General features: G+C 65.8%; 17 protein-coding genes. 8 read left to right on the top strand and 9 right to left on the bottom strand.

From position 1 onward, the window contains the following. The 3 genes from VML93_RS25030 to VML93_RS25020 form a co-directional block, all read left to right on the top strand. Positions 1–355, top strand: a 355-nt coding sequence (locus VML93_RS25030; protein WP_325614963.1) for an SRPBCC family protein, incomplete at its 5' end; no start/stop codon positions are given. Further along, positions 355–1,167: a PP2C family protein-serine/threonine phosphatase gene (locus tag VML93_RS25025; RefSeq protein ID WP_325614962.1), complete on the top strand. Its 813-nt coding sequence runs from the start codon at positions 355–357 to the stop codon at positions 1,165–1,167. The genes VML93_RS25030 and VML93_RS25025, both read left to right, overlap by 1 nt. Positions 1,168–1,175: 8 nt before the next feature. Beyond that, on the top strand, positions 1,176–1,487 hold the full coding sequence (locus tag VML93_RS25020; protein ID WP_325614961.1) for a hypothetical protein: 312 nt from the start codon (positions 1,176–1,178) through the stop codon (positions 1,485–1,487). A gap of 58 nt (positions 1,488–1,545) precedes the next feature. On the opposite strand, the gene VML93_RS25015 is transcribed toward VML93_RS25020, so the two are convergent. After that, the gene (locus VML93_RS25015) at positions 1,546–4,833 is read right to left on the bottom strand and encodes a helix-turn-helix transcriptional regulator (protein WP_414686438.1); all 3,288 of its coding nucleotides are present in this window, start codon (positions 4,831–4,833) and stop codon (positions 1,546–1,548) included. Positions 4,834–5,043: 210 nt separating this feature from the next. On the opposite strand from VML93_RS25015, the gene VML93_RS25010 reads away from it, so the two are divergent. The 3 genes from VML93_RS25010 to VML93_RS25000 all read left to right on the top strand — a co-directional run bounded on the left by VML93_RS25010 (position 5,044) and on the right by VML93_RS25000 (position 9,530). Beyond that, complete coding sequence (locus tag VML93_RS25010; protein ID WP_325614960.1) at positions 5,044–6,291, top strand: cytochrome P450; 1,248 nt, start codon at positions 5,044–5,046, stop codon at positions 6,289–6,291. Between the two features lie 138 nt (positions 6,292–6,429). Continuing rightward, positions 6,430–8,667 carry an NADP-dependent isocitrate dehydrogenase gene (locus VML93_RS25005; RefSeq protein WP_325614959.1) on the top strand — a complete coding sequence of 746 codons (2,238 nt, stop codon included), beginning with the start codon at positions 6,430–6,432 and terminating at the stop codon, positions 8,665–8,667. 215 nt (positions 8,668–8,882) lie between these two features. Then, entirely contained in the window at positions 8,883–9,530 is a 648-nt protein-coding gene (locus VML93_RS25000) for a TetR/AcrR family transcriptional regulator (protein WP_325614958.1), read from the top strand. Between the two features lie 6 nt (positions 9,531–9,536). Here the strand turns inward: VML93_RS25000 and VML93_RS24995 are convergent, their stop codons facing one another. After that, positions 9,537–10,643, bottom strand: a complete 1,107-nt coding sequence (locus VML93_RS24995) for an NDMA-dependent alcohol dehydrogenase (RefSeq protein ID WP_325614957.1) — start codon at positions 10,641–10,643, stop codon at positions 9,537–9,539. Positions 10,644–10,827: 184 nt separating this feature from the next. Then, complete coding sequence (locus VML93_RS24990) at positions 10,828–10,971, bottom strand: hypothetical protein (protein ID WP_325614956.1); 144 nt, start codon at positions 10,969–10,971, stop codon at positions 10,828–10,830. Between the two features lie 307 nt (positions 10,972–11,278). Here VML93_RS24990 and VML93_RS24985 point away from each other — a divergent pair, with 307 nt between their 5' ends. Beyond that, positions 11,279–11,881: a hypothetical protein gene (locus VML93_RS24985; RefSeq protein ID WP_325614955.1), complete on the top strand. Its 603-nt coding sequence runs from the start codon at positions 11,279–11,281 to the stop codon at positions 11,879–11,881. A gap of 70 nt (positions 11,882–11,951) precedes the next feature. Then, complete coding sequence (locus VML93_RS24980) at positions 11,952–13,001, top strand: phosphotransferase family protein (RefSeq protein ID WP_325614954.1); 1,050 nt, start codon at positions 11,952–11,954, stop codon at positions 12,999–13,001. 4 nt (positions 13,002–13,005) lie between these two features. Here the strand turns inward: VML93_RS24980 and VML93_RS24975 are convergent, their stop codons facing one another. The 6 genes from VML93_RS24975 to VML93_RS24950 form a co-directional block, all read right to left on the bottom strand. After that, entirely contained in the window at positions 13,006–14,625 is a 1,620-nt protein-coding gene (locus tag VML93_RS24975) for a SulP family inorganic anion transporter (RefSeq protein ID WP_325614953.1), read from the bottom strand. A gap of 258 nt (positions 14,626–14,883) precedes the next feature. Next, on the bottom strand, positions 14,884–16,284 hold the full coding sequence (locus VML93_RS24970; protein ID WP_325614952.1) for a wax ester/triacylglycerol synthase family O-acyltransferase: 1,401 nt from the start codon (positions 16,282–16,284) through the stop codon (positions 14,884–14,886). A gap of 120 nt (positions 16,285–16,404) precedes the next feature. Continuing rightward, entirely contained in the window at positions 16,405–17,580 is a 1,176-nt protein-coding gene (locus tag VML93_RS24965) for a cation:proton antiporter (RefSeq protein WP_325614951.1), read from the bottom strand. A gap of 218 nt (positions 17,581–17,798) precedes the next feature. Next, positions 17,799–18,926, bottom strand: a complete 1,128-nt coding sequence (locus VML93_RS24960; protein ID WP_325614950.1) for an LLM class flavin-dependent oxidoreductase — start codon at positions 18,924–18,926, stop codon at positions 17,799–17,801. Between the two features lie 5 nt (positions 18,927–18,931). Further along, complete coding sequence (locus tag VML93_RS24955; protein ID WP_325614949.1) at positions 18,932–20,326, bottom strand: NtaA/DmoA family FMN-dependent monooxygenase; 1,395 nt, start codon at positions 20,324–20,326, stop codon at positions 18,932–18,934. Between the two features lie 18 nt (positions 20,327–20,344). Continuing rightward, positions 20,345–21,511, bottom strand: a complete 1,167-nt coding sequence (locus VML93_RS24950) for an LLM class flavin-dependent oxidoreductase (RefSeq protein ID WP_325614966.1) — start codon at positions 21,509–21,511, stop codon at positions 20,345–20,347. Positions 21,512–21,751: the final 240 nt, after the last annotated feature.

Raw genomic sequence — 21,751 nt, 5'->3', positions numbered from 1 at the left:
GACCAACGCCGATCACTTGACGATCATGTGTTCACGGCCCGGGCCCGACCCGGATAAGGGCGAGATGGTCATGTTCCTGATGACGCGGATGCCCCCGGGCGCACCGCACAACAAGCCGACGGACGTACGGACGACTGCCGGTGAGGCCGAACCCGGCCTGGTCCTCACCCAGGATGTCCGGGTGCTTGCGGGCCTGCAGCGCGGCATGCACCAACCCGGCTTCACCCATCTGGCGCTGTCGAATGAGGAGCGTCGGGTCATTAATATGCACCGCAACCTCGAGCGCTACCTCGACCTGCCCGAATCGGAGCGGATCACCGGCGGCGACACGGGCCGGCCCATAGTATCGGCATAGTGACGGCCGGTTTGCAGTTTGCGGGGCTCAGCGATGTCGGCCGCCTGCGGACGAACAACCAGGACCGCTGGGGCGCTCACTTGGACGAGGAAGCCGAGCGGTCTCTGTTCATCGTCGCCGACGGCGTGGCCGGCAGCGCCGACGGAGCCCTCGCCGCCGGCCTGGTGGTCGAGTTACTGCCGACGTATGTGTCCCTGCAGCTCAAGCCGGCCGACTCGGATGACGAGGCCGATCCGGCCGCACCCGAGACGCTGGGCCGCGCACTCACCGGCTTCTGCGATGACTTCCGCGCGTACGCCGATATCGACCCCCGCGCCGCCGGGGCCAACAGCACGGTGGTGGCCGTGCTCGTGACGGGGTCACGCGCCTTGGTCGCCCATCTGGGAGACAGCCGCGCCTACGTCTGCCGCCGCCAGCAGCTACAGCAGCTGACTCGTGATCACAGCCTGGTCCAGGAACTGATCGACGCACACCAGGTCGACATCGAGGACGCCAAGGAGCACCCGCGCCGCAACGTCATCACCCGCCACGTGGCGATGTACCCACGGGCGCTGCCCGATACCGCAGCCGTTGAGCTACAGCCCGGTGACCGGATCCTGCTGTCCAGCGACGGCCTGCACGGAGTGGTCGACGAGACGGCCCTGGCGCAGATACTGGGTTCGCATCCCGATCCTGGCGATGCCTGCGCGGCGCTGATCGACGCCGCAAACGACGCGGGCGGGCCGGACAACATCACCGCCGTGGTTATCGACATAGCCGGACCCGATCCCGGAACCAGCAGCGTGGGCACTGCAATACCGGGCGAAACCTAGCCGCGAGCATGCGGGTGGATCGCCGGTTCGTCATCGGAGCTCTTCCGCTCGGGCCGCTGCTGACGCTGGTCGGCTACCTCGTGCTGATGCTGTCGAGCATGCAGATCAGCGGCGCAATGCTGCTTGCGTTGGTCTGCTTTCCCACCGCGCTACTGCTGCTGGCCGCTGCGCTGGCCGCCCTATTGCGTCGGGATGCGACCCGGTGGGTATCGCTGGCCATCGGTACCGCGCTCGGTACGGCGGTGACGGCTGTCGTGGTGGGCGGCGGGATCTCGTTGATCGCATGGATGCTCTCCGACCCGGCACCATCGCCTCATTGAGCCACCATCAGGCTTCCTAAGCGCGAGCAGCTGCCAGGGCGGCTTCTCGCGGGACAAATCAGGCGCGACGTGCCGCCTCTTGGGCGAGTTGGACGCGGGAGGCGAGACCAAGCTTGGTGTAAACGTGAGTGAGGTGGGTTTCGACGGTGCGTCGCGAGACGAAAAGCCTGGTGGCGACGTCCTTGTTGCCCAAGCCCTCGCTGACGAGCCGGACGACGTCCAGTTCGGCCGGGGTGAGCGAGGCCCAACCGCTGGACGGGCGTTTGCGTTCGCCACGGCCGCGTCGGGCGTAGGCGATCGCCTCCTCGGTGGACAACGCCGCCCCCTCGGCCCAGGCGGCGTCGAAGTCGTTCTGGCCCATGGCATTCCGAAGCTCCCCGACCGACGCTTCGTAGTCGGCTTGGTAGATCAGGAAGCGAACCTCGCCGTTGCGTTGCCGGATGGCCTCCGCGGCGCCGAAGAGGCGGGCCGCCTCTGGGTGGCTCTCGGCTTGAGCGGCCAACCGCGCAATAAGGTCGAGAATGTCGGGCAGGTTCAGCTGTACCTCGATATCGGCCGCGCAGGCCAGCGCTTCGTGCGCGTCGCGCTCGGCGGCTTCCGCGTCGCCTTCGGCGAGCGCCACGCGGGCACGAGCGGCCAGTGCCCACATCCGGTGAAATCCGGCGTTCAGCGATACGGCCTGGTCTGCCCACGACCGGGCCGCCACGAGGTCGCCTGTAGCGAGCTCGATTTCGGCTCTCCACCGCATGTTTGACGCCGTAAATGCGACATCCGGTATGCAGCTCCACCCCTGCGCGAGAGCATGGCGCGCGGCCACCACATCGCCGGCAGCGAAATGCGCACAACCCAAACCCATAAACCCAAGTCCCTCAATGACCGAGCCCAGTTCGGCGGCGGACTCGCTACCTCGATGAGCCGCGGAGAGAGCGTCGGACGTCTTCCCCTGACACCCGAGGAAAATAGCCTGCACGAGGAGGCCATTGAACCTGCGCAACGCATCGCCGGTCGCCTCTGCGTCAGCAATCACCTCCCACAACGTCGCTTCGCAGCCCGCCAGGTCACCCAGCAGACCCCGTGCCCCAGCGCTACCCCACACACGACACACGCCGGCGGTGAAGCGGTCACCGATCGCGTCGGCGAGTTCGCGCCCTTCCTCGCCGGCCGCAAGCGCGGCTTTCGCGTCGCCGGCCGACATGATTGCCCCGTACACCTGGAAGCCCAGCAGCTGGCTCAGCCGCCACTTGTCGCCCAGGGCACGCGCCAACTCGATGGCCTCGCTGAAGTAGGTCGCCGTCTCTTCAGAGCTGAACTCGCCGGTACCACAGCAGGCCGTGAGAGCGCGGACTAACAGGTAGGGGTCGTCGAGGCTGCGCGCGATCGCCAGCGCCTCGATCGCCTGCTCCCTGCGCTCCGGGACCCCGATCCAGCCGTCGATCAGGGCCGCATCGGCCAGCGCCCGCGCCAGCATCGCCGGCGCTACCTCGCGGTCGACGGTGTCACGGTCGGCCAGCGCCTCATCGAGCCAGTTCAGCCCTTCGCGCAGGCGGCCTCTGGTGAGCCACAACGGCTGCAGCGACGATGCGATCTGCAATGCCAGCTCTACGTCGAGGTTTTCACGGCTCCAGGCAAACGCCGCACGCAGGTTGTCGATCTCGGATTCGATTTGCTCGACACGCTGCTGGTGACCGGTGTCCGCCGGGGCGTCAAGCAGACCGGCCATCGCGGTGTAGTGGTCGCGGTGACGCGCGCGCACGGCATCGGCTTCTCCGGACTCGCCAAGCTTCGCCAGCGCGTACTGTCGCATCGTTTCCAGCAGTCGATACCGCATCCGGCCGCCGGTGTTGTCGGCCACCACCAGCGATTTGTCCACCAGCAGGGTGAGTTGATCGAGAATTTGGTAGCGCTCGACCTCGCTGCCGCCGGCAACGGCCCGCGCGGCTTCAAGGTCAAAACCTCCCATAAAAGCCGCAAGCCGGCGGAACAGCGCCTGCTCGGGCTCGGTCAACAGGGTGTGCGACCAATCGACCGACGCGTGCAGTGTCTGCTGGCGACGCACCGCGGTACGCCGCCCACCGGTCAACAACCGGAAACGGTCATGCAGGCTACCCGCGATCTCCTCGAGCGACAGCGCGCGCACCCGGGCCGCCGCCAGTTCGATGGCCAGCGGCATCCCGTCGAGCCGACGGCAGATCTCCCGCACCGCGTGCAGGTCGTCCTCGGTCATCGTGAAATCGGATCGCGCCCGGCGGGCCCGGTCGGCGAATAGCTCGACGGCCTCGTCGTCCACAGACAGGGACGGCACCCGCCAAATCACCTCGCCGTCGACGCCGATCGGTTCGCGACTCGTGGCCAACAGCGTCAGCCCAGGACAGGCGCTCAACAACGCGGTGGTCAGCGCAGCAACCGCGTCCAGCAGGTGCTCACAGTTGTCGACCAGGACCAGCATCCGTCGGCCCGCCACGAACCGGATGAGCGTCTCGGTTGTGGAGTGGCCCGGCTGATCCGGCACACCGAGGGCACCCGCCATCGCGACCGGAACCAGGTCGAGGTCCGCGATCGGTGCCAGGTCGACGTACCAAACTCCTTCACCGAAATCGGCGGCCACCTGGCCCGCGACCTGGATGGCAAGCCGCGTTTTGCCGACGCCGCCGGCGCCGGTCAAGGTGACCAGCCGGTCGGTGGCGAGGGTCTGCCGCAAGGCGTCGATCTCCGCACCGCGACCGATGAAACTGGTGAGTTGCACCGGGAGACGTTCCTCAGCAACGGATTTCGCTGTCCGAAGCGGCGGGAAGTCATTGCGGATGTCGGGATGGCACAGTTGCGCCACCCGTTCCGGACGAGCGACCCCGCGCAGTTCGTGCCTGCCGAGGTCGGTCAGCCACGCGTCGGCCGGAAGTGCGTCGACAACCAAATCCTCGGTGGTGCCCGAGACCACCGTCTGTCCGCCGTGGCCAAGATCGCGCAGCCGCGCGGTCCGGTTGATCGTCGGACCGACGTAGTTACCCTCGTCTCGCAGCTGCACCTCGCCGGTGTGCACACCAATACGCAACCGGATCGGAGCCAGCGGTGCTCGCTGTAACTCCAGTGCGCAGGCCACTGCCTGGCTCGCGCGGGCAAACGCGGCCACAAAGCTGTCACCCTCACCCTGCTCGACCGGCCGCACCCCGCCGTGGGCGGCGAGCAGGTCGGTAAGCGTGCGATCCAAACGTGCGACGGCGGCCGTCATACCCTCGGGTTCCGTCTCCCACAGCCGCGTCGAGGCCTCAACGTCGGCGAGCAGCAGCGTCACCGTGCCGGTTGGCAGCTCGCCCACGTCCAACTCAATCCTTCGATCGGTTTCGGTCATGCTAGCCAGCTTCTCGGCGCGGCGAGCCGGAAACATCGTGGAAATCCCGTACGCCGGTGGGGGTGGACTCCACGGATGTCACGCTGCCGTGACGCTCGGCGACGACGGTCGCGCTGCCGCACGCTCGGCGGGGTTCAGAGTTCTCCCCGATGGTCTGGCGCTCCGGAAAACAGATAGTCGAAACACAGCGACTGACCAGGGAGGACCACCATGACCGCCACCGTCGACCGATCGAGCAGCCCGAATGTTTTCGACGCCGGGCTACCGACGATCAATTATGCCGCGGCCCAGCACCCCGACGAAGCACATGCGATCATCCGCGCGGCCCGTGAGAAGGCGCCAATCGCGATGGGCCCCTACGGGCCGGAGCTGCTGACCTACGATCTCGTGCACACGGCACTCCGTGACCCCCGATTCCGGGTGCCGCAGGGCATGTTCCTTGCGGCCCAAGGCATCACGAGCGGTCCGTTATGGGACCGTGTCGCCGTCAACATCCTCAGCCTCGACGGCGAAGAACACCACCGGTTGCGGCGACTGGTCAGCAAGGCCTTCACCCCCAAGGCGACCGAACGGTTGCGCACGACGATCGTCGACATCGTCAACGGACTCGTCGACCGCCACAGCGCCGCGGGACGCTGCGACGTGGTCGCCGACATCGCCCGCCAATATCCGATCCCGGTCATCTGTGCGCTACTGGGTGCACCACCCGAAGACTGGGAACTGTTCTCCGACTGGACCGATGACATCTTGGAGGCCTTCGGCTGGAACGCCGCGGACCAAACGCCGACGATCCTGGCCTCTTGGGCGGCGCTCGACGCCTACATCGACGACATGATCGAGCGCCGGCGCAACGCCTTGACCCACGACCTGATCTCCGAGCTGATCCGCGCCGAAGATCCGAATTTTCCAGGCGATCGCCTCAGCACCGACGAACTCCGCATGCTCGTCGCCGCGCTGCTGATGGCAGGCACCGACACCACTCGCCTCCAGTTGGGTGCCGCTGTGCACATGCTGTGCGACCACCCAGACCAGTGGGCACTCCTGGGCCGGCATCCCGAGCTCGCGGTCAATGCCGTCCACGAACTCATCCGCCATTCACCGGTCACATTCGTCACCTTGCGCGTCGCCAGGGAGGAGGTCGAACTCGGCGGCGTCAAGATCCCGGCCGACACTATCGTCGTCGTCAACACCGGCGCGGCCAACCGAGACCCCGCCGTCTACGACGACCCCGACCGCCTCGACATCACTCGCGAGGGCGCCCCGGCGATCCAGACGTTCGGCGGCGGCATGCATTACTGCCTCGGCGCCAACCTCGCCCGCCTCGAGTTGGCCGAGGCGCTGACGGTGATGACACGGCGTATGCCCAACCCCCGCCGCACCGGGCCGGCTCCCTGGAAACCCGTGAACGCGTTGGGCGGACCGATCACCGTGCCCATCGCATTCGACGCCGGCCACTGAGGTCGCGACGCCGTTCGGGTTTGGCCGTACATACAAAACAGACCCGCGCCTGTCGCAAGTAACGTGGAGTCGCAATACTGGGAGCCGGTACAAGATGGAGCCCCTCAAACCCACGACAGTGACGCCGGGAGAACCGCCATGAGCGACGAGCAGCCGACCATCATCTACACGCTGACCGACGAGGCGCCGTTACTGGCGACCTACTCGTTCCTGCCGATATTGCGTACCTTCGCCGAGCCGGCCGGCATCACGATCGAAACCAGTGACATCTCGGTGGCCGCACGCATCCTGGCCGAGTTTCCCGACGACCTCACCGACGAGCAGCGGGTGCCGGACAACCTTGCCGAATTGGGCAGGCTGACGCAGCTGCCCGACACCAACATCATCAAGCTGCCCAACATCAGCGCCTCGGTGCCGCAGCTCGTCGCGGCCGTCAAGGAACTCCAGGGCAAGAGCTACAAGATTCCCGACTACCCGGAGAACCCGAAGACCGACGAGGAAAAGGCGATCAAGGAGCGCTACGCCAAGTGCCTTGGCAGCGCCGTCAACCCGGTGTTGCGGGAAGGGAACTCGGACCGTCGAGCGCCCAAGGCGGTCAAGGAGTACGCGCGCCGGCACCCGCACAGCATGGGCGAGTGGTCGATGGCCTCCCGCACCCACGCGGCGACCATGAAGCACGGCGACTTCTACCACGGCGAGAAGTCGATGACCCTGGACCGCGCGCGCGACGTGAGGATGGAACTGGTCACCAAGAGTGGCGAGACGATCGTGCTCAAGCCCAAGGTGTCGCTGGACGAGGGCGACATCATCGACAGCATGTTCATGAGCAAGAAGGCGCTGTGCGACTTCTACGAAGAGCAGATGGAGGATGCCCGCAAGACCGGCGTGATGTTCTCGCTGCACGTCAAGGCGACGATGATGAAGGTCAGCCACCCCATCGTCTTCGGCCACGCGGTCAAGGTCTTCTACCGGGACGCCTTCGCCAAGCATCAGGAGGTGCTCGACGAACTCGGCGTCAACGTGAACAACGGCCTGGTCGATCTCTACAACAAGATCGAGACCCTGCCCGCATCGCAGCACGACGAGATCCTCCGGGACATGCACGCCTGCCACGAGCATCGGCCCGAGCTGGCGATGGTCGATTCGGCCAAGGGCATCTCGAATTTCCATTCGCCCAGTGACGTGATCGTGGACGCTTCGATGCCGGCGATGATCCGTGCCGGCGGCAAGATGTACGGCGCCGACGGGCGGCCCAAGGACACCAAGGCCGTCATGCCGGAGTCCACCTTCTCGCGCATCTACCAGGAGCTCATCAACTTCTGTAAGACCAACGGCGCCTTCGACCCGACAACGATGGGTACCGTGCCCAACGTCGGGCTGATGGCCCAGCAGGCCGAGGAGTACGGCTCGCATGACAAGACGTTCGAGATCCCCGAGGACGGCGTCGCCAACATCGTGGACATCGGCACCGGCGAAGTGCTGCTGACGCAGAACGTGGAAGCAGGCGACATCTGGCGCATGCCCATCGTCAAGGACGCCCCGATCCGCGACTGGGTCAAGCTGGCCGTCACGCGCGCCCGCAACTCCGGCATGCCGGTGCTGTTCTGGCTGGACCCGTACCGGCCGCACGAGAACGAGCTGATCAAGAAGGTCAACACATATCTGAAGGACCACTACACCAACGGCCTGGACATCCAGATCATGTCGCAGGTGCGCGCCATGCGTTACACGCTGGAACGCCTGATCCGCGGCCTGGACACCATCGCCGCCACCGGCAACATTCTGCGCGACTACCTCACCGACCTGTTCCCGATTCTGGAGCTGGGCACCAGCGCCAAGATGTTGTCGATCGTGCCGCTGATGGCCGGCGGCGGCCTGTACGAAACCGGGGCGGGCGGTTCGGCGCCCAAGCACGTCCACCAGCTGGTAGAGGAGAACCATCTCCGCTGGGACTCGCTCGGTGAGTTCCTCGCGCTGGGCGCCAGTCTGGAAGACCTGGGCATCAAGACCGACAACGCGCGGGCCAAAATCCTGGCCAAGACGCTGGATGCCGCGATCGGCAAGCTGCTGGAAAACAACAAGGGCCCGTCGCGCAAGACCGGCGAACTCGACAACCGGGGCAGCCAGTTCTACCTCGCGCTGTATTGGGCGCAAGCACTCGCCGAGCAGACCGAGGACAAGAAACTGGCCGACCACTTCGCCCCGCTTGCCGACGCGCTGGCCAAGAACGAGGACACCATCGTGGCCGAACTCAACGAGGCCCAGGGCGACGAGGTTGACATCGGCGGCTACTACTACCCGGACCCCGACAAGACCGCCGCGGTGATGCGGCCGAGCAAGACGCTCAACGACGCGCTGGCGGCTGCCAGCGACTGACCCGACCGTCGGGCAGGCCTGGGATCACTTCCGCCGCTGGTTCCAGTCGGCCGACTGGTGATTCAGGCCGTAAAGACAACCCGCCGTGTAGTCCTGCTTGTTCTTGTCCGCGACGCCGTCGACGGTGAACGACAACTGGCACGCCGACGAGCGCCAGACCGTTAGCGGTTTCCCCGAGCGCCTACCGCTGTCAACGGCTGATACGATCTCGAGTCGTGTTCGAAACTCGGCCGGCGCGACGGGGGACCTCGCAGCCAACCGTCTTGCAGCGCCGCGGGGTTGAGCGAGTGCAGGCCATCCTCGACGCTGCGGAGTCGCTGCTCGCCCAGCAGGGTTACGCGGGCGCCACACTGAAGGCGATCGGTGAGAAAGCCGGCATTCCGACGGCGTCGCTCTATCACTACTTCGCCGATCGCACCCAGGTCGACGCGCAGTTGGTGCGCCGCCATGTCGGCATGCTCGACGAGCAACTCGCCGCGGCGCTGAACAACTCCAAAGTGCGCACCCTGGCCGACAGTGTCGACGTCACGATCGACCTGCAGCTCAACTACTTTCGTGAGCACCCGGGCTTCGTCCAGTTGTGGTTCGCAGGCCGAAGCTCGGCACTTAGCGAACTGGCACACGAGTTCGACCTGTCGTGGGCCGAGCAGCTGTGGCGGTTCCTGATCGATCGGAAACTCCTCCGCGCCAAGACACCGCAAGCTGTCGTGGAACTTGCTTTCGAGGCGGGCGACCGTCTCTTCGATGTTGCTTTCCAGCGCTCCCCGCGAGGCGACGACGCGACCATTGCCGAAACCCGGCGCCTGATCACCGCCTATCTGCAGACGTACGCACCGGCACCCAAGGGCGACAAGGGCAAGTAGCCCGTATCAGTGGATGATGACGCCGCGGATGTTCTTGCCGTCCCGCAGATCCTGGTAGCCCTGGTTCACGTCCTCGAGGCGGTACTTCGCCGTCACAAGTTCGTCGAGCTTGAGCTGGCCCGCGTCGTAGAGTCGCAGCAGCCGGACGATGTCGTACTGCGGGTTGGCCGAGCCGAATAGCGTCCCGCGGATTGTCTTTTCGCCGAGGACGAGCATGGCTCCGGATACGTGGACGGTGGCCTTCGCCGGGTCGGCCAGACCCACGACGACGACCGTGCCGCCCTTGCCGACGATGTCGAACGCCGCTGAGATCACCTCTTCGTCGACGGTGCCGACGGTGACGATCGCTTGGTCCGCACCCTGGCCCCACGACAACTCGTGCACCTTCTCCGCGGCCGCGGCCGCGGTTTCGAAGGCGTGTGTGGCACCGAATTTCAGTGCGGTGTCGCGCTTGAGCGCTACGGGATCGACGACGACGACGTACTTGGCGCCGGCGTGTGCCGCCCCCTGCACAGAGTTGATGCCGATTCCACCGATGCCGTAGATGACGGTGATGTCCCCGGCGCGGACGTTGCCGGCGTAGGTGGCACTGCCCCATCCCGTCGGCACACCGCAACCCACCAGGACCGCGGTCTCCAGCGGCAGCCAGTCGTCGATCTTGACGACCGAGTACTGGGAGATCGTGGCCTTCTTGGCAAAGGTGCCGAGCATACACATCGCGCCGAAATCCTCTCCACCGCTGTGGAATCGGAACGATCCGTTGGGCATGCAGCCTTCCAGGATGGTGGCGCCCATGTCGCAGAGACTCTGTCGCCCGGTAGAGCAGTAGCGACAGTAGCCGCAGCTTGGGATGAAGCTGCACACGACGTGGTCTCCCGGCTTCACCTTCGTCACGCCCGGGCCGACGTCCTCGATGATGCCGGCACCCTCATGGCCGCCGACGATCGGGAAGCGGGGCGGCAGGTCACCATCGGTGAGGTGCAGGTCGGAATGGCACAGTCCGGCTGCGGTGTAGTTGATCAGGACTTCGCCCTCACCGGGACCGTCGAGGTCGAGTTCCATGAGCTCGAATGGCTTGCCGGCCTCCAACAGGACCGCGGCTGTTGTTTTCACCGGAATCTCCTACTCGGGTGCACTTATTAATACGCCTTCATACGCCAACGGGGCGCTCTTCGGAAGTGGCGATCTTGTGTAGGGCGAAGATCCCCAGGTCGCCCAGTCCGGGTAAGTCAGCTCGATCTCCCGGTCTTGAATCGATCTCGAATTGAGTTTGAAATTAGGTCGTTTCGGCGACGGCCTACGCAAGGTGGTCGAAGGCGCCGCGCTCGTCGTGCTGGGCGCCGGTCCCTACATCCGCACGTCGGCTCCGGTGATCGAGGCATGCCTGCAAGCCAAGGTGCCTTACCTCGACTTCGACGACCACGTCGAGAGCACCGAGCATGCCCTCTCCCTGCACGAGAAGGCGGCGGCGGCAGGCATTCCGATCTACGTGGGATGCGGCGCGTCGCCGGGCATGACGAACGTGATGGTGGCCGACGCCGCGAGCGAGCTCGACACCGTGGCGAACATCGACGTGTGCTGGGTGGTCGGTGACGAACGGCCGGAGGTGAGGCGTGCAATGCTTCAGCACCTGATGCACATCGCCGCCGGCGACTGCCTGACCTGGCAGAAACGGCGGGCCGGTTACCCACGAGAGCTTTGTCGAAACCGGGTCCGCGCCGATGGGCGGGGGCCTCGGGGACACCCTCATGTACGAGACCGCGCACCCCGAGCCCGCCACGCTGCCGCGCCGCTATCCGGAGGCCGAGCGCATCCGCTGCATCGGCGGGCTCGACCCCGCGCCCTTCAACGGCCTGGCCCGCGGCCTCGGTCTTGCCGTACACGACGGCAAGATGACGCTCGACGAGGCGGTCGACTTCATCCTGGGCGTCCTCAAGAACAAGTTCGGCTCGGTGACCGGCTGGCGCCATGCGCTGCGCGGCATGATCGGCCAAGTCCGCCGCAAGGAGAGCGGCGCGGGCACGTTGATCAAGTTCCTCGTGACAGCGGCATTACGGCGCACCTATCCCTACCGCGGCGGCCTTTTGGTACGACTGGCCGGCACTCGCGACGGAAAGCCGGCGGTCGCCGTCCGGCGCACACCGACCGCAGGCGAGGGGTCGTACCTCATGCGCGACATGGCCGCCATCACCGGGACCTCGTGCGCCGCGTTCATGGTGCTGGCACTCGACGAGAGCGGCACGCGCGCCGGCGCGTTCGCGCCCGAGGACTGGGCTGAGCCGCAGGCGTTCTACAAGGCTCTGCAGCGGGTCGGCACTCCGAGTGCCGAGGTCGTTGAGGCGGTGGTGTAGGACATCTCAATATGTCCTTGTTTGAGATGTCCTACCGTGAAGGCGGGGCCTTGCCGGAAACGAGCCGCCCATGACCGAGGCGCGCGAGGTTGTCGGCCTCGACCCTGACGCGGTGGCGCGGTGGCTTAACCAACTGGGCATAGCGTTCGAGGCACCATTGCGGTTCCAGCGGATCGGCCTCGGGCAGTCGAACCTGACGTACCGCGTCGCCGACGAGGCCGGCCGCGCCTGGGTGCTGCGCCGTCCGCCGCTGGGTCATCTGCTGGCCTCGGCCCATGATGTGTTGCGCGAGGCCCGAATCATCGCCGCGCTGGCGGACACCGACGTACCCGTACCGCAAATACTGGGTACCACAACGGATTCGGAGTTGTTCGAGGCGCCGTTGGTGTTGATGGAGTTCGTCGACGGACTGGTCGTCGACACCATGGAGGTCGCCGAGGCGCTGACACCGCAGCAGCGTCGTCGGATCGCGTTGGACCTGCCGCGCACCCTGGCCAAGATTCACGCCGTCGACCTGGCGCAGGTGGGACTCGCCGATCTGGCCAGCCACAAGCCGTATGCGCAGCGCCAGCTCAAGCGGTGGGCGGGCCAGTGGGAACTGTCCAAGACGCGAGAGGTGCCCGAGCTGGACAATCTCACCCGCCGGCTCACCGCCGCCGCGCCAGAGCAGCGCGAAATCAGTCTGGTGCATGGGGATTTTCATCTGCGCAACCTGATTACTTCGCGCGATCCCGGCCCCCAGGGCGGCCGGGTGGCGGCAACGCTGGACTGGGAACTGTCCACTCTCGGCGATCCGCTCGCGGACATGGGGAGTCTACTCACCTATTGGATCGCGCCCGGTGAAACGCACGGCGGCGACTTCGCGCCCACCGCGCTGGACGGTTTCCCTGATCGTGCGGAAATGACTCGTCTCTATCTGCAAGAGACCGGCCGTGATTCGGCCGCCTTGCAATACTGGCATGTACTCGGGTTGTGGAAGCTCGCGATCATCGCCGAAGGCGTCATGCGCCGCGCAATGGACGAGCCACAGAACAAGGCCGCCGCGGGAACGCCCGACATCGCCCGGATCGACGCGATCGTGCGCAAGGCTGTCGAAATCGCCGACGCCGCAGGGATATAGCGCACTACCCTGTCTCGGGAATCGGCTCGGCCAGAGATAACCCGGCTTGGGGACGAATGACTTTCGCCTGCTTGGATTGGGGGACTTCGGGTTCGATGGGTTCGATCAGGTCGCTTACGGCGCGCCGCGCGAGCCGGCCGATCTCTACCCCGCCCAGAATCCGGACCGTTCCACCCGTGGCGACATGCTGTCGCTGCCAGTCGCTAATCGCCTGGTGTGCGGCGTGATCGAGGTAGTTGACCGAGAGGTCGACGGTGACCGTAGCGCGCTGGGGTATCGACGCCAGCACTCGGGTCAGCCGGGGCAGCGCCAGAAAGGTACACGCCCCCTCGACGACCACATGCCATTCCTGGCCGACCTGCTCGGCTTCGATCTTTGCCCGCACCACCCGCCATCCGGTCATCGCGATCGCCAGGGCAAGTCCGATCATGACGCCATGCAGGAGATTGAGGAAGACGACAGCGACCACGGTCACCAGGTAGATGATGAGATCACCATTGCGCAAAGCGGTTTCGATATGGGCGGGCTTGAGCAGCTCCATTCCAATGACGATGAGCAGGCCGGCGAGTGCCGCGGTGGGGATTCGCTCGACCAACCCCGCAAAGGGCAAGGCAAATAACAGAACCCAGAAGCCGTGCATGACTGTCGACGCCCGGGTTTTCGCGCCCGCGCTGACGTTGGCCGCGCTGCGCACAATCACGCCGGCGATCGCAAGTCCGCCGATCGCACCCGAGACCAGGTTTGAGGCGCCCTGTCCGATCAACTCGCGGTTGAAGTCGGTGCGCGGTCCGTTGTGCATTCGGTCGATGGAAACCGCGGTCAGCAGGCTCTGGACGCTGCAGATGAGGGTGACGGTGATGACCCCGATGGCGATGGCTCCCCAGTTTCCGTGCGGCACCGCCGGCAGTCGCACTGCCTCCAGGATCGAACCATCCAGCCTGATGCGGGACACCTGGAATGGGAACACCACCGAGATGGCCGTCACCACCACGATGGCGACCAATGCACCGGGAATACCGGCCAGACGGCGTGGAACCCAGCGCCACAAGATCAGAATGGCGATCACCAGCAGGCCCAGCAGGAGGCCGGGCCGGTGCGCGCCGACAATCTGTGCGGGCAGGGCGGTGACGTTTTCCCAAGCCGTGCTTCGCGATTCGCCGCCGAGCAGTACGTGGGTCTGTTGCAGCGCGATCGTGATTCCGATGCCGGCGAGCATGGCGTGCACGACGACGGGTGAGATCGCCAGGGCGGCTCGCGCAACGCGACTGAGCCCCAACAGAATCTGCATGACGCCCGCGACCATGGTGATAAAAGACGTGATTTCCCAACCGAACTGGGCAATGAGATCGGCAACGATAACGGTCAGTCCAGCCGCGGGGCCACTGACCTGCAAAGGCGATCCGCCGATGGCCCCACCAACGACGCCCCCGACGATCGCGGCGATGAGGCCGGCCAGCACCGGCGCGTCAGAGGCGATCGCGATTCCCAGCGACAGCGGCAATGCGACCAAGAACACCACCAATGACGAGGGCAGATCGTGCCGGATCACGGAGCGTAACCGGCCAATTCGTGAGACCGGGCCCTCTTCGGCGCATTGGTCGCCCGGTGGCTCGGCATGCTGCATCGATCGCTCCCTCGTCAGGTCTTAGCGGGGGACGTTGCGGTAGCCGCCCCAATCGTGTGCGGTAGGTAACTTCGTTGTAACCAATTGGAGCACAGGCGATTACACTCTGTGCAAACCCCGTTGTCCGGTCGAGATCACCCGGCTCCCACGTCCGAAGGTATTTGGCGCGACCCGACGCGGTCAACTTGACGAGCCGGGTGCATAGTGAATGCAAATCTTTTCGGTGCGCTGGATCACCAACCGGTTATCAGGCGGTGATCAGCCGGCGCGGGTGCCGGATCCCGCCTTGCTTGCCTGGGCGCGACCGGCCGTCACGAGTTGCGCGACCCCGTCTTCGATGCCCGCGGCGAGTGCCTCGATATCGGGTGCGGTGTCGAAGTCGGCGGTAATGCCGAATATGAAACCGTCGGCGTAGCTGAGCATCGCGATGCCGGTGCGCAACTGAAGGGCGATCGGCGGGACGGGTAGGATTTCCAAAACTCGCCGTCCCATCAGTCGCTGCTCACTGCGTGGGCCGGGAACATTGGTCGCCAAGGCAACAACCGCTCGTTGCGGCAATCGGGTGATCAAGCGAATCGTCCACGCCGAGAACGCAAACGGGATGTTCTTGGCCGCGGAGAGCAGAGCGCTGGCTCCTTGGCTCTGACCGCTGGCTTTGGCCCGGTTGAGCCGACTGTGCACCAGCTGGAGCTGCCGCACCGGGTCCGGTTCATCAACCGGCAGCAGTGGCAGCATCGCCGAGACCTGGTTGTCGGTCATGTTGAAATGGTTCGCGGTACGGACCGATACCGGAACGAGCGTGCGTAGCGAGTTGCGGCCCGGCTGTTCACCGCGGCCCAGCAGAATCCTGCGGTAGCTGTGGGTGATCGCCGCCAGCGCCACGTCGTTCAGCGTCACATTAAATACTTGAGAAGCCTTTTGCAGATCGGCCAGCCGGACTCGGGCCACACTGTAGCGGCGCATCGTCGTGACCGGCCCGTTCAACGACGATTCGGGCGCCGGGGTGAGCAGGCCGGCCGTCAGCTCGGCGGCACCCACCGCCAAATGTTGGGCCGTGGCCGCGGCGGCAAGTGCGCTGCGCCCAATCCCGCTCACCCAGCTCAACGGGTTCAGGCTCAATTTCGGCAGACGCATTGCAGGCCAAGCCGACTCCTTCGAGCCGTTGATGTCCCTCGCGAAGGTGTCGCCGCCGCCGTCGTCGCTGAACTTCGCCAACATCTGAGTTGTCGCGATGCCGTCGGCGATGCAGTGGTGGATCTTGGTGAGCACGGCCCACCGGTTGTCACTGAGGCCCTCGATGATCCAGCACTCCCAAAGCGGACGCTCGCGGTCAAGACGCCGCTCCATCACGGTCGCGATCGTCTGGAACAGCTCGGCGTCGCCGCCCGGGTGTGGCAGCGCAAGGCGGTGCAAATGCCGTGAGATATCGAAGTGCGGATCATCGACCCATCCGGGTGAACCGAGATCGAGTGGATGAGTCCGAAGGACTTGTCTGCACCGCGGAATTGTCGGCGCCCGTTCGGCGAATGCCGACACGAACTCATCGTAGCTGGGCGGCGGCCCCTCCATGATCGACACACCGCCGACCGCCAGACTCACATGCGGATCAGAGTCTTCCACCTCGAGGAATCCAGCGTCGAGCGCTGTCAAATGCTCCATGCGGACACTGTCCGCCCCGCGCCACCCAGCAGTCAGAGTCAGAAGTCCCCAACTCCGGGGCCAAAGGGTGCCGATGTTCGTCCGCCGGGTTATCCCGGCTCGCCTGCCAATCGCCGGGCGCTACCCTGACTGCCCGCTCTGGGTGGGCTTAGCCGCTTCGGCTTTCTGAGCGCGCGCCGCCAATGCCCCCGCGACCGACGTGGCAGCGATCGTCAGCAAGGCGCCGAACATCAACGCCGACGCTTCACCTGGGGCGAGGAGGTGTTGCTCAGTGCCGATTGTGGCGGCGGCCACAGGTACCCCGAGTTGCGCAGCCGACAGCACGCCAAGCGTCAGCGGCTGACCGAGCAGCCGTCCCACGCAATGCGCGAGCACCGCACCCAGACCCAGACCCAGACCCAGCAGAATGAATTTCGGATGCGAACCCAGCTCCCGCACATGGAGCGAAGCGCCGAGCCAGATGAAGAACAACGGGCTGAAGAAACCCTCGGTGATTCCGAATAGCTGACGGGCCAGTCGTCGCGGTTCGCCGGCCGCGGCGATCACCAAACCCAGCGCGAAACCCGCCAGCATGACCGACACGTGCGTGTTGACGGCCAGCGCAGCGAGCGAGAAAAGCACGAACAGGCTGACCCGCAATTCCAGTGCCAGCCTGTGTTTCTCGGAATAGCGGTGCGCTCGGTGACGCCAGCCCTTGCGGTCGACCGTACGCAGCAACACAAAGAGCACCATGGAGCAGCCCGCGATCGCCAGCGCACCCAGTGCTGCCGTCGGCGCCCGGCGGATGTCGATCACTAACGGCAGCAATACGATGCACGCGGTATCCGCAATAGCGATCTGCGTTGTCACGGATAGCACTTGGGGCCCTTGTAACCGCAGCGATTCGATGATTGGCAATGCCAGCGCTGCCGACGATGAGGTCATCAGAACCGCGTACAGGGCGGCGCGGCCGGTACCGAACACCGCCGCCAACCCGATACCGAAAGCCACCGCGACGACGCCGCACAGCACAACTCGTAACAGCGCCGGCGGCAACGCGGAGCGCATCTCACCACGGGGGAACCGAACGTGGGTGCCCACCACGAACATCACTAGGGCGAAGCCGGTATTCGCGAGCAACTCAAACGTTGGGTTGGCGACATTGACGATGTCAAAGCCGGTCTTGCCGATGACGAGTCCCGCGATCAGCTCACCCAGGATCACCGGAATTCGCAAGCGCGGCAATGCCGCCAGCAGCGGGCCGGCGAAACCAATGGCGGTCAGCAGCGCCAGCGTGTCGAAACCGAACCCCTGCATGTCAGCGCTCCTCCTTCGGCGGCGCTCCGCCCTTGCCTATGAATTGGTGGCATACGGCGAAGCGCACCATTTCAAGCCACGGGGCCGGCATAAATCACACTCGATCTTGCCGCCTGGTCAACCCTGCCAGAAGTCGACCCGCCGGACGCAGTGCTGGTCCGGATGAGCAGACGCAAAAGCAGCCAGAACCACCTAGTTTTGGCTGCTTTTGCGTCCGCTCAGCGGCGACCCCACTCGTCGGCCAGCAGCTCATAAGAGCGCACCCGGTCTCGGTGGTCGTGGGTGATCGTCGTGATGATCAGCTCGTCGGCCTCGGTGGCGTCGCGCAAGCGCTCGAGTTGGTCGGCGACTTGTCCCGCAGATCCGACGAATTGGGTTTCGACGCGGTCCGCGACGAGTTCGCGGTCGGCGTCGGTCCAGGTGTGGGCGCGCGCCTCGTCGGGAGTAGGGAACGGGATCGCGCCGTCAGCGATACGGATGCTGCGCACCCAGAGCCCGTAGCCCGCGGCCAGTTCGCGCGCGGTGGCCTGGTCCTCGGCGACGACGACATCGGCCGAGACCGCGACATGGGGCCGGTCCAGCTCGGCCGATGGTCGAAACGCTGCCCGGTAACCGTCCGCGGCCTCGAGGACGGTGGCCGGAGCGATGTGGTAGCTGGCCGCGAAGCGAAGGCCCCTGCGGCCCGCAACCGCGGCGCTCTCGCCGCCGCTGCTACCCAGAATCCAGATCTGAAGGTCGGCGCCTCCCCCGGGCACCACGTGAGCCTCTTGGCCGTCAGCGGTGTAGGTGTCCGCGATCAGCGCGAGAATGTCGTCGACCTGTTCGGTGTAGTCCTGTGACTGCGCGCCCGGCAGCTGCAGCAGCGCCTTGTGCAGCGCCGTCCGCGGCGATTTCAGCAGCGGCGTCGGGTCGAACCTTCCCGGGATCAACAGTCCATTCGGCGTGCGGTCATCAGTCAACGTCCGCGCGACCGGTGGCTCCGGCGCCGAGCGGGCCGGTGCAGGCGGCTTACCACCCGAACGCCCCAACCCCAGATCGAACCGCCCCGGGTGCAGGGAGTCCAGCAAGCCGAACTCCTCCACCGTGGCCAACGCGGTCCGATGCCCCATTTGCACTGCGCCCGAACCCAGCCGGATCGTCGAGGTCTCGGCTGCGGTCAGGGCAAGGAGCACAGCCGGTGAGGTGCCCGCGACCCCCGGATTGAGATGGTGTTCGGCGAACCAGTATCGCGTGTAGCCCAATCTCTCGGCATGCCGTGCGAGATCGATGCTGTTGCGCAAGGCCTGGGTCGCGGTCGAACCTGACGAGATCGGTACCAGGTCCAGCACCCCTAGCGGAGTCGCCATAGTCGTTACGAAGCGACCCCGGTGGGGGCGTCCTGGTCGGCGGGTCGACGCGGTGCCGCCAGCGGGGTGAGGCCCAGGTGGTCGCGCAGCGTTGTGCCGGTGTAGTCGGCGCGGAACACTCCCCAGTCCTGCAGCAACGGCACGACATGGTCGACGAACGGGTCCAGCCCGCCAGGCGTGATGTGCGGGACGAGGATGAATCCGTCGCTGGCATCGGCCTGCACCAATTCGTTGATGCTCGAGGCGACCGTCTGCGGTGATCCGATGAAGGATTGGCGTCCGGTGACCTCGACAATCAGTTCGCGGGTGGTCAGGTTCTGCGCCTCGGCTTTCGCCCGCCAATCGCTGGCGATCGCGATCGGGTCGCGGTGCATGCGGACGCTGGCCCGGCCGCGCGAAATGGTGTTTTCCCCCACGACGGGGTCGACGACCGGCAGTGGGCCGTCCGGGTCGTGGTCGGACAGATCCCGGTTCCAGAGTTGTTCGAGAAACTTGATCGCGGTCTGCGGGGACACCTGGGCCAGTCGGACCTGATGCGCGATTTCGGCGGCTTCGGCGTCGGTGTCGCCGAGCACGAAAGTCGCCGCCGGCAGGATGAGCAACTCGTCGCGGTGACGACCGTAACGCGCCAGCCGGCCCTTGACGTCGGAGTAAAAGGCTTGTCCGGCATCCAGTGTGCTGTGTCTGGAGAAGATCGCGTCGGCAGCCGCGGCGGCGAAGTCACGACCCTCATCGGAGTCGCCGGCCTGAAAAATCACCGGTCGACCCTGGGGACTTCGCGGAACGTTGAACCGGCCGTGAATGTCGAAGTGCGCATCTCGGTGCGCGAATGCGCCCGCATTCGGGTCGGACAGAAAGACGCCGCCGGCCTTGTCCGCCACGATCTCGTCGCCCCGCCAGGAGTCGAGCAACTCGTTCGTCGTCTGCAGGAATGTCTTCGCCCGCTCATAGCGCCGGCTCTCCGCCAGGAATCCGCCGCGGCGGAAGTTCTCGCCGGTGAACGCATCCCATGAGGTCACGACGTTCCACGCGGCGCGGCCACCGGACAGATGGTCCAAAGAGGCGAACTGCCGGGCCACCTCGTAGGGCTCATTGAAGGTGGAGTTGATCGTGCCGGTCAGACCCAGCCGCTCGGTGACCGCCGCGAGCGCGGCAAGGATGGTGAACGTGTCGGGACGGCCGACCACGTCGAGGTCGTAGATCTGGCCGTTCTGCTCCCGCAGCCGCAACCCTTCGGCGAGGAACAGAAAGTCGAACTTGCCCCGCTCGGCCGTTTGCGCAAATTGCGCAAACGAGCTGAACTCGATGTGACTGCCGGCCACCGGGTCGGTCCAGACCGTGGTGTTATTGACACCCGGGAAATGCGCAGCCAGATGAATCTGCTTTATTGGCTTGTTCATTCGAGGTTCCTCAATCGGTCAGGCGATCTGGTAGCGGTTGGCAGGGCGGGCCAGCCCCAGCAGTCCTCGCAGCGTGTCGGCCTCATAGGTGGTGCGGAACAGTCCGCGGCGACGCAACTCGGGGACTAAACCCTCGGTGATGGCAATGAGGTCATGCGGAAGCTCGGCCGGCCGCAGTCGGAATCCGGACAGTCCCGTGCCGTGCCACTCCTGCAGCACATCGGCCAGCTGCGCGGGCGTCCCGACGAAAACTTTTGCGTCGCTGTGATATTCGATACCGGCGAGATCGTCGAAGCGGCGCCGCCGCGCCTGCGCTGTCCGCGATTCGCGGTCGAGGAACACCACCAGGTCGGCGAAAAGGTGTAGCGGATCCCCGCCTCGGCCGGCAGCCCGTTGCAGCGCACGGATCTCGTCGACGATGCCGGATGCCTGCGCGGAGTCGCGTGGGGTGACGAACCCGACGTCGGCGCTGCCGGCGATCAGCTGGTAGGACGCGCCGCCATGCCCCAGGGCCGCGACGATCGGCTGACCCTGGGGCGGGCGCGGCGTGATCGAAGGACCCTTGACAGAGAACCACCGTCCCTGGAAGTCGATGTAATGCAGCTTGTTTCGGTCGACAAACCGTCCGGTGGCGACATCGCGAATCTCGGCGTCGTCCTCCCAGCTGTCCCACAGGCGACGGAGCACCTCAACGTAATCCGCGGCCTCGGCAAAGTACTCGCCGATCTGCTGTTGCAGTTCACGACGCCCGAAGTGGGCTGCCGCGTCCGCGCGTGCCGAGATCTGAACCCGAACCCCGGCTCGGCCGGTGCTGACGTAATCAAGCGTGGCGATCGACTTCGAAATGTGGAATGGCTCGGTGTGGGTGACCGTCGCCGTCGGCACCAGCCCGATCCGCTGGGTGCGCGGCGCGACCCTGCTCGCGATGAGCACCGCATCCAACCGCCCCCGCACCCGATCGACTCGATCGTCGGGCTCAAAAGGGTTGTCAGACTGCAACGTCAGCGAATCCTCAATCGTCACGAAGTCCAACGCTCCGCGTTCGGCCACGGCGACCAGCTCGGCCCAGTAGCCGGCGTCGAACAGTTGGCCAGATCGTGCGTCGTCGGCCCGCCACGCGGCCGGATGCCATCCGGCACCATCCAGTGCAACGGCGAGGTGGATAGGACTCGACGAACCGGCCATGAAGGTGTGCCTCCCCGTGCGGTAGGACCGTGGCGCCAACGCAAACGCCGCCGCCAACTGTCTGGAACACGCGGGATCGCCGGTCGATTCCATGACAGCACTGTTGACCGGAGCCGACAGCCGCGCGGTGCGCGGATCCAACCGGATTGGGTGTCGGCCACCCGCCCCACCGCTGACCGCGCGATTACTACGTCTAGCAGCGCAAATCAGTTCAGGCCGAGACCTGGAATCACCTCGAGC

It is taken from the genome of Mycobacterium sp., assembly GCF_035499775.1.
Classification (GTDB): Bacteria; Actinomycetota; Actinomycetes; order Mycobacteriales; family Mycobacteriaceae; genus Mycobacterium.
The sequence above is the reverse complement of the archived record's forward strand: the minus strand, read 5'-3'. Positions and strand labels throughout refer to the sequence as shown.

Bases quoted from the DNA above. Each gene is read 5' to 3' on its own strand.
- VML93_RS25020 (WP_325614961.1), top strand. From the start codon at position 1,176: ATGCGGGTGGATCGCCGGTTCGTCATCGGAGCTCTTCCGCTCGGGCCG.
- VML93_RS25015 (WP_414686438.1), bottom strand. From the start codon at position 4,833: ATGACCGAAACCGATCGAAGGATTGAGTTGGACGTGGGCGAGCTGCCA.
- VML93_RS25010 (WP_325614960.1), top strand. From the start codon at position 5,044: ATGACCGCCACCGTCGACCGATCGAGCAGCCCGAATGTTTTCGACGCC.
- VML93_RS25005 (WP_325614959.1), top strand. From the start codon at position 6,430: ATGAGCGACGAGCAGCCGACCATCATCTACACGCTGACCGACGAGGCG.
- VML93_RS24990 (WP_325614956.1), bottom strand. From the start codon at position 10,971: ATGCTCGGTGCTCTCGACGTGGTCGTCGAAGTCGAGGTAAGGCACCTT.
- VML93_RS24985 (WP_325614955.1), top strand. From the start codon at position 11,279: ATGTACGAGACCGCGCACCCCGAGCCCGCCACGCTGCCGCGCCGCTAT.
- VML93_RS24980 (WP_325614954.1), top strand. From the start codon at position 11,952: ATGACCGAGGCGCGCGAGGTTGTCGGCCTCGACCCTGACGCGGTGGCG.
- VML93_RS24975 (WP_325614953.1), bottom strand. From the start codon at position 14,625: ATGCAGCATGCCGAGCCACCGGGCGACCAATGCGCCGAAGAGGGCCCG.
- VML93_RS24970 (WP_325614952.1), bottom strand. From the start codon at position 16,284: ATGGAGCATTTGACAGCGCTCGACGCTGGATTCCTCGAGGTGGAAGAC.
- VML93_RS24965 (WP_325614951.1), bottom strand. From the start codon at position 17,580: ATGCAGGGGTTCGGTTTCGACACGCTGGCGCTGCTGACCGCCATTGGT.
- VML93_RS24960 (WP_325614950.1), bottom strand. From the start codon at position 18,926: ATGGCGACTCCGCTAGGGGTGCTGGACCTGGTACCGATCTCGTCAGGT.
- VML93_RS24955 (WP_325614949.1), bottom strand. From the start codon at position 20,326: ATGAACAAGCCAATAAAGCAGATTCATCTGGCTGCGCATTTCCCGGGT.
- VML93_RS24950 (WP_325614966.1), bottom strand. From the start codon at position 21,511: ATGGCCGGTTCGTCGAGTCCTATCCACCTCGCCGTTGCACTGGATGGT.